The following is a 7641-nucleotide window of genomic DNA, read 5'->3' as shown; positions in this document are numbered from 1 at the left end:
GTTCCCATTACCGCGGGGTGGAGCAGCCCGGTAGCTCGTCAGGCTCATAACCTGAAGGTCGTCAGTTCAAATCTGGCCCCCGCAACCAAAAATCCCAAAAAACACTCAAGCCCGCCGCGATAAACGCTGCGGGCTTTCTGCGTTCTAAGCCGCGGAACACAAGGCTCGGCACGCGGATCAGCATGGTCCCGCGGATGGACCGACCGACTCCCGCCGGCCTGGCGCCAGGACCAGATAAAGCGCTGCGGCTGGCCGCTACCGCTTCACCCGCAAGCGCGGGCGGCTGGCGTTCCAGTCGCGGGCGCGATTGATCCCGGCCGTTTACCTTCACCGCCAGCAGGCCGTCGCTGGTTGAAATCCCGGCGCCAGGAAGCGTCAGTGCGTAGGCAACGGCCTCGTCCCAGCTGAACGACATGCCATGGCTCCCTGCAGAATCCGCGGGCTGACCGGCCTTGGCTTTGGCCGGATCCTCAGTGTGTCTTGCCGCTTACCCGTTCAGCACGCAACTCAGCACCGTCGTCGTAGAAACAGTCTTGACTGTTTGTAAATGCGATCGCAGGCTTGCTCTCGGCTGAAAGTGGAGGGGCAGCTTGACCGGAACCGGCAAGAGGCGATCGCAGAAGGAACGCAGCGCGGACACCTCTGCGCGGCTGATGCATGCGACGATCGATCTGATGCATGATTGCGGGCTCGCACGCACGACCACCCCCGAAATTGCCCGCGCCGCCGGCGTCTCGCGTGGCGCGCTGACGCATCACTTTGCCGGGCGCGAGGCGATCATCACGGCTTCTGTCGCCGATCTGCTCGGGCGTTCCTCGCGCAACCTGCATCGCTTCGCCGAGGCCTTCGCAGAGCGGGGTGGCTCCAGCGACGAGATCGTCGACTACATCTGGCAGATGATGTCGGACCGGCTGTTCTATGTGACCATGGAGTTCCTGCCGGAGGCGCGGCACAATGACGAGTTCCGGGCTGATCTCGTGCCCGTGGTGCGAGAATTCCACGCTGGTCTGGATGCGGTCTGGACCGCACTCGCCGCCCGCACCAAGGTCGATGCGGACCATACCCGCGTGGTGATGAACGCCACGATGTGCCTGGTGCGCGGCATGATCGCCCAGACCGTGCTGCGGAAGGACCCAGCCTATTACGCCGAGATGCTGAATTTCTGGAAGCTTCAGGTCCGCCAGCATTTTCCGACACAGACATCGCCCTCACGCCGGTCGGTTGCGGGGGCACAGGCTTCATGACGCCGCTGCTGACGGTCACGGGCCTGAAGCTCGACTTCTACGGCGTGCATGTGCTGCGCGGTGTCGATCTCGCCGTGCCGGCCGGAAGCTTTACCGGCCTGATCGGCCCCAACGGTGCCGGCAAATCGACCTTGTTCAATGCTGTATCCGGACTGTACCGGCCCAAGGGCGGTACAGTCGCGCTGGGGCCGAAGGATGCAACGGGCCTGGCACCGGAAGAACTCGTCGCGGCGGGGCTTGTGCGGACCTTTCAGCTGGCACGGGGCTTCCCCAAGCTCAGCGTCTTCCAACATCTGATGCTCTATGGCGCGGATCAGCCCGGCGAGAATCTGCTCGCGGGGTTGTTCGGCTCTGCTGCCGCACGCCGCCGCGAAGCCGAGCTGGCAGGGCGCGCCTTCGAGATTGCGCGCCGGCTGAAGCTCGACCACGTGCTTGATAATCCGGTCACGGCGCTGTCCGGCGGTCAGAAAAAACTGGTCGAGATCGGGCGAGCCCTGATGGCCAAGCCGAAAATCCTGCTGCTCGACGAGCCGATGGCGGGCGTCAATCCGAGCCTGGCCGACGAGATCGCCGAGCATCTCGTCGGGCTCAACCGTGAAGGCCTGACGATCTGCCTGATCGAGCATGACATGGCGCTGATCAAGCGCCTCTGCCAACCGGTCGTCGTCATGGCCGAGGGCAGGACCCTGACCCAGGGTTCGTTCGAGGAGGTCGCCGCCGACATCCGGGTGCAGGAAGCCTATCTCGGGAGGCGGCATTGAGCGCGGCTGCGGGCGCCGCCCTGCTCTCGGTCGAAGGTGTTGTCGCCGGCTATGGCGTGGCCGAAGAAATTCTCAAGGGCACGTCGCTCAGGGTCGCACCAGGCGAGATCGTTTCGATCATCGGGCCGAACGGGGCCGGTAAATCGACCTTGCTCAAGACCGTCGCGGGGCTGGTTGCGGCGCGCAAGGGCCAGATCAGCCTGAACGGCGCGGATATCACGGCTGCGAATGCGCTTGGCCGGGCGCGGGCCGGCATCGGCTTCGTACCGCAGGAACGCAATGTCTTTGGTGCGATGACGGTTGCCGAGAACCTGGAGATCAGCGGTTTCCAGGATTCCGGCGGAGTCAGGACGCGCAGCGAAGAGATGTATCAGCGCTATCCGATGCTGGCGGAGAAGCGGCGCGCGCTGGCGCGTACGCTGTCGGGCGGACAGCGGCAGATCCTGGCGATGGCGATGGGGCTGATGAATGCGCCGAGCCTGCTGCTGCTCGACGAGCCGACAGCCGGGCTCTCGCCCAAGGCGGCTGATGAACTGTTCGAGGCGATCGTCGCCCTGAACAGGGGGGGCTTGCCGATCCTGATGGTGGAGCAGCACGCGCTCGAAGCGCTCGAAATCTCGACGCGGGGCTATGTGCTCGTCTCTGGCCGCAACAGCCGAGAGGGGGCGGGACCTGCTCTCGCCTCCGACCCCGATATCCGCCGCCTCTTCCTGGGCGGCTGAAGCCGACGCCGACACAGTTCAAGAAACATAAGGACAAGGGGATCACCATGACCGATTTCATGACGAACCGCCGGACGCTTCTGACGGGTGCCGCCGCGCTTGCCGGTGTCAGTGCGCTACCGAAGCTCGCGCTCGCCCAGGGCGCGCCGATCAGGATCGGCACCCTGACGCCGTTGACCGGCTCGGGTGGTCCCTATGGCCCGGTGATGGTCAAGGCGGTCAAGGCCGTCATCGATGAGGTGAATGCGGCAGGTGGCGTGCTCGGGCGCAAGATCGAGCTGATCTCGGAGGACGACCAGACCAATCCGGAAGCCGGCGTCCGCGCGGCGCGCAAGCTGATCGACGTCGACAAAGTCTCGGCCATTCTCGGCACCTGGGCCTCCTCGGTCACGACCGCGGTCGCGCCGCTCTGCTGGGAATCGAAGACCTTCCTGGCGACCGTCTCGGGCGCGGATTCGATCACGCAGTTGCCGCATCAGGGCTATCTGATCCGCACGCAGCCGACGACGACGCTGCAGGGCCGCAAGTTCGGCGAGTTCGTCATCGCCGAGAAGGCCAAGCGCGTCTTCTTCCTGTCGCCGCAGACGCCCTTCGCCAAGAGCCAGTTCGACAATATCACCGAGGCCGTGAAGAAGGGCGGCGGCGAGACGGCGTCCCTGATCTATGACGACAAGAAGCCTGCCTATCGCACCGAGATCGACGAGGTGCTGCGCTTCAAGCCCGACGCGGTCGTGTTCGGCGGCTATACGCCCGACACCGCCGTGATGCTGAAAGACCTCTTCCGGGCCGGCTTCGGCGGGCTCAAGGTCGCCTTCGGCTATTCGGTGAACCAGAAGCTCGTCGACAGCGTTCCGGCCGATGTCGTCGACAAGACCTACACGATCTCGCCCTCGTCGGCGGAAGGCTCGAAGGCCTATGAGCGCCTGGTCAAGCTGATCGGCGTGGCTTCGCCCGATCCCTACACGACGCAGATCTATGACCAGATCAACCTGGTGCTGATGGCGATCGCGCTGGCCGGCGATGCGTCCGGTACGGCGATCAAGGACACGATCCGCAAGGCGAGCCAGGCGCCGGGCGGTGCCAAGATCGATAATGCGATTGACGGCCTGAAGGCGATCGCAGCCAAGCAGCCTGTCGACTATGACGGCGCCAGCGGCCCGTGCGACTTCACCGAGACCGGCGATATCAGCGACTCGAAGTTCCGCTACGAGCAGGTCCAGGGCGGGAAGATCGTTCTGGTCAAGATCGCCTGATCCCGAAAGACCCGCGCGCGTGACCCTTTTCCTGCAGGCGCTCATCAACGGGCTGATGACTGGGGCGTTGATTGCCGTCCCGGCTGTCGGCTTCTCGGCCATTTTCGCCGTGCTGCGCTATCCCAACTTCGCCATCGCATCCTATGCCACCATTGGCGCCTTTGCCGCATGGTGGGCGAATGTGGTGCTGGGGCTGCCGATTATTCCGGCTCTCGTGATTGCGTTTGCTATCGCCGGAGCCGTCGGCGTGGTCGCGGAGGAGAGTGCGCTCAGCCGCCTGCGCGGGAACGGGGCGCTCATCGTCGCCATCGCCTCGATCGCGCTCAATCTCGTGCTTGAGAATATCGTCCGGTTCGTCTTCGGCAACGACATGCGCGGCTATGACCTGCCCCTGATGCGCGACATGCGCTTCGGCGATCTGCGGATTGGCCCGCAGCAGCTGCAGAGCCTTGCGCTGGCGGTCGTGATCATGGCCGCGATGTTTGCCTTCCTGCGCTATACGCGCTTCGGCAAGGCCATGCGCGCAGTCGCCGACAATCCCGATCTCGCCCGGCTGAAGGGCATCGATCCTGCCCGGATCGCCATCGTCACCGTCTTCCTGGGCGCTGGGCTCACCGGTGTCGGCGGCGTGCTGATCGGCCTCGATACCTCGATCGACCCGCTCACCGGCTATCGCGTGTTGCTGTCGGTCTTCGCCGCCGCGGTGCTCGGCGGGCTCGGCTCGATCCCTGGCGCCGTGGTTGGAGCGCTTGCGCTCGGCATCGCCGAAGAACTGGCGTTGATTGCGGTGCCCGCAACCTATCGCACCGCCGTCGGCTTCATCGCGATCCTGATCATGCTGACCTTCCGTCCACGCGGCATCCTGGGCGAGAGGGCGGTCTGATGTTGTCCTATGTCATCTTCACCCTGACGCTCTGTGGTATCTACGCGCTGCTCGCGCTCAGCCTGAACCTGATCTGGGGCGGCGTCGGACTGGTCAATCTCGGCCTTGCCGGGTTCTTTGCGGTCGGAGCCTATGCTTCTGCGCTGGCGACTGGGGCAGGGGCGCCGGTGCTCTTCGGCTGGACCGCGGCGCTCGCGGTCGGCGCGGTGGTCGGGCTTGTCGTCACATTCGCGACCTTGCGCCTGCGCGACGACTATCTCGCCATCGTCACGCTCGGCTTTGCCGAGGTGATCCGGCTCGTTGCATTGAACGAGCGCTGGCTCACCAAGGGATCCGACGGCATTTCCGGGATCAAGGCGCCTCTGAAGGCCGAGCTCGGCCTCATGGGCTTCAACCTGTTCTATCTCGGTCTGGTCACGCTGATCGTGGCCGGCGTCTGGCTGCTGCTGCGTCGGCTCGACGGCTCGCCCTATGGCCGGGCGATGAAGGCGATCCGCGAGGATCAGCAGCTTGCGGCCTTCGCCGGAAAGACGGTGCTGCGTTTCAAGCTCCAGGCCTTCGCGCTCTCAGCTGCCATCGCGGCATTGGCCGGCGCGCTCTATGCGCATTTCCAGTCCTATGTGTCGCCTGACCATTTCCAGCCGCTGATCACGATCTACATCTTCCTGGCGGTGACTGCCGGCGGTGTCGGTCGCCCGAGCGGCGCGGTCGTGGGCGCTTATCTCGTCGTGATCTTCCTCGAGGCGACGCGCTTCGCCACCGAATGGGTGCCAGGTCTGCAGCCTGTCCAGGTCGCGGCACTGCGCGAGATCCTGGTCGGGCTCGCGCTGATCCTCGTCCTGCACCTGCGGCCGCAGGGGCTCCTGCCCGAACGCATTCCACGTGCACCCAAACCCGTTCCTTTCAAAGCCTGAATCCCGGAGTTCACGATGTCCGATGATCTTGCCGCCCTGTCGCGCCTGCTTGCAGAGCCCGGCCAGCCGGACACGCTGTTCAAGGCCTTCGAGGCTGTGACCAAGCAGCTCGTCGGGCATGAGCTCTTCACCCTGCTCTACGTCGATGGCGAGGAGGTCGCGCGGATCTATTCGAACCGCCCGGCCGAATATCCGGTCTCGGGCCGCAAGACGATGGGGCCGACGCCCTGGGGCGACCATGTGCTGAAGGGGCGCAAGCCCTATCTCGGGCGCGACAAGGCCGGAATCCGCTGGGCCTTCTTCGATCACGTGCTGATCGAGAGCATGGGCCTCGGCTCGGTCATCAATGTCCCGGCGCTCTATGACGGCAAGGTCGTTGGCACGATCAACCTGCTCGCGCCGGAAGGCTTCTATCGCGAGGAGCATGTGCCGCTGGTTGAGCGGCTGGCGCCTCTGCTGGTTCCCGCATTCCTGGCTGCCCGCGCAGCAGCGCGCGCTGTCTGACAGCTCCCATCCGACTGGAGAATTGCCGTGGCTTCCACCCTCTTCACCAATGCCCGCATCGTCGACGGCACCGCGCCGGAGCGCGGTGCACCGGTTTCAGTCCTGGTCGAGGGCGGGACGATCCGCGAGGTCGGCAAGACCGTGTCCGCCGGCAAGGCGAAGGTGATCGATCTGGCGGGCCGGACCTTGATGCCCGGGCTGATCGACGCGCATGTGCATGTCATCGCCGGCGTCGCCGATCTCGGGCGCAATGCGGCGCTGCCGGACTCCCTCGTGACGGTGCGCTCCCTCGTGATCATGCGCGAGATGCTGCTGCGCGGCTTCACCACGGTGCGTGATGTCGGCGGCGCCGATTTCGGGCTGAAGGTTGCGACCGAGGAGGGGCATTTCCCCACACCGCGCCTCGTCATTTCCGGCAAGGCGCTGAGCCAGACCGGCGGCCATGCCGATTTCCGCGGCCGCTATGACGATCGCGAGGCGGTGACGACCCGTCATCGGCTCGGCGCTCTCGGCCGCATTTGCGACGGCATCGACCAAGTGCGCCGGGCGGCTCGCGAGGAGCTCAAGGGCGGAGCCGATTTCATCAAGATCATGGCCAATGGCGGCTGTGCCTCTCCGACCGATCCGATCCATTTCCTCGGCTATTCCGTGAGCGAGCTCGAGGCGATCGTCGAGGAAGCCCGGATGGCCGGCACTTATGTCTCGGCCCATGTCTATACGGACGAGGCGATCCGCCGCTGCGTCGAGGCTGGCGTCCACTCGCTCGAACATTGCAACCTGATCCAGGCGGATACAGCCAAGCTCGCCGCCGCGAAGGGCGCCGTCGCCGTGCCGACCCTGGTGACCTATGACAAGCTCGCCAGCGAAGGCGGCAAGCTCGGTTTCCCGCCGGATTCCATCGCCAAGGTCGAGAATGTCCGTGTCGCCGGCATGGATTCGCTCGCCATCATGAGGAAGGCGGGCCTGCCCATGGCCTATGGCAGCGATCTTCTCGGCGAGATGCATCGTCATCAGTCCGAGGAGTTCGTCATTCGCGGCCGCGCCCTGCCGGCGCATGAGGTGATCGGTGCGGCCACCCATGTCGCGGCGAAGCTGCTCGGGCTCGAAGGCAAGATCGGTACGGTCGCGCCGGGCGCCCATGCCGACCTGGTCGTCGTCGACGGCGACCCGCTGAAGGACCTGGCGTTGCTGACCCGCCAGGGCCGGCATATGCCGCTGATCATGAAGGGCGGCGCCTTCATGAAGCGCTCAAGCCTGAGCTGAGGCCGCTGGCGGGCAGACAATCGAGAGGTTCCGGGACGATCGGTTAGCCGAGGCCCGGAGCCCGGATCCACAGCCGCGTGTCAAAGGCTCGCCGGCT

General features: G+C 65.3%; 9 protein-coding genes and 1 tRNA gene. 9 read left to right on the top strand and 1 reads right to left on the bottom strand.

Annotation, left to right across the window (positions count from 1 at the left end):
• The first annotated feature begins 11 nt into the window (after positions 1 to 11).
• A tRNA-Met gene (locus tag AC1DGP_RS26710) sits at positions 12 to 88 on the top strand.
• Here AC1DGP_RS26710 and AC1DGP_RS26705 read toward each other — a convergent pair.
• Entirely contained in the window at positions 62 to 415 is a 354-nt protein-coding gene (locus AC1DGP_RS26705; protein WP_441507465.1) for a hypothetical protein, read from the bottom strand. The genes AC1DGP_RS26710 and AC1DGP_RS26705 overlap by 27 nt on opposite strands.
• Before the next feature lie 175 nt (positions 416 to 590).
• Here AC1DGP_RS26705 and AC1DGP_RS26700 point away from each other — a divergent pair, with 175 nt between their 5' ends.
• The 8 genes from AC1DGP_RS26700 to AC1DGP_RS26665 are packed head-to-tail and all read left to right on the top strand — an operon-like array spanning position 591 to position 7544.
• Positions 591 to 1244 (top strand): TetR/AcrR family transcriptional regulator, encoded by a 654-nt coding sequence (locus tag AC1DGP_RS26700; protein WP_476832671.1) that lies wholly within the window; start codon positions 591 to 593, stop codon positions 1242 to 1244.
• Positions 1241 to 2005, top strand: a complete 765-nt coding sequence (locus AC1DGP_RS26695) for an ABC transporter ATP-binding protein (protein WP_441507464.1) — start codon at positions 1241 to 1243, stop codon at positions 2003 to 2005. Before AC1DGP_RS26700 ends, AC1DGP_RS26695 begins: the two co-directional genes overlap by 4 nt.
• Positions 2002 to 2727 (top strand): ABC transporter ATP-binding protein, encoded by a 726-nt coding sequence (locus AC1DGP_RS26690; protein WP_476832670.1) that lies wholly within the window; start codon positions 2002 to 2004, stop codon positions 2725 to 2727. Before AC1DGP_RS26695 ends, AC1DGP_RS26690 begins: the two co-directional genes overlap by 4 nt.
• A gap of 47 nt (positions 2728 to 2774) precedes the next feature.
• Complete coding sequence (locus tag AC1DGP_RS26685; protein WP_441507462.1) at positions 2775 to 3980, top strand: ABC transporter substrate-binding protein; 1206 nt, start codon at positions 2775 to 2777, stop codon at positions 3978 to 3980.
• Between the two features lie 19 nt (positions 3981 to 3999).
• A complete protein-coding gene (locus AC1DGP_RS26680; protein WP_441507461.1) occupies positions 4000 to 4863 on the top strand; it encodes a branched-chain amino acid ABC transporter permease in 864 nt (287 codons plus the stop codon).
• The gene (locus AC1DGP_RS26675; protein ID WP_441492679.1) at positions 4863 to 5777 is read left to right on the top strand and encodes a branched-chain amino acid ABC transporter permease; all 915 of its coding nucleotides are present in this window, start codon (positions 4863 to 4865) and stop codon (positions 5775 to 5777) included. The genes AC1DGP_RS26680 and AC1DGP_RS26675 overlap by 1 nt, the downstream gene beginning before the upstream one ends.
• A 15-nt stretch (positions 5778 to 5792) precedes the next feature.
• A complete protein-coding gene (locus AC1DGP_RS26670; protein ID WP_441507459.1) occupies positions 5793 to 6281 on the top strand; it encodes a GAF domain-containing protein in 489 nt (162 codons plus the stop codon).
• 27 nt (positions 6282 to 6308) lie between these two features.
• Entirely contained in the window at positions 6309 to 7544 is a 1236-nt protein-coding gene (locus AC1DGP_RS26665) for a metal-dependent hydrolase family protein (RefSeq protein ID WP_441507458.1), read from the top strand.
• Positions 7545 to 7641: the final 97 nt, after the last annotated feature.

The sequence above is a fragment of the Allobosea sp. 05T433 genome, assembly GCF_056396065.1.
Note: the sequence above shows the minus strand (reverse complement) of the source record. Positions and strands in the feature narration are given on the sequence as shown.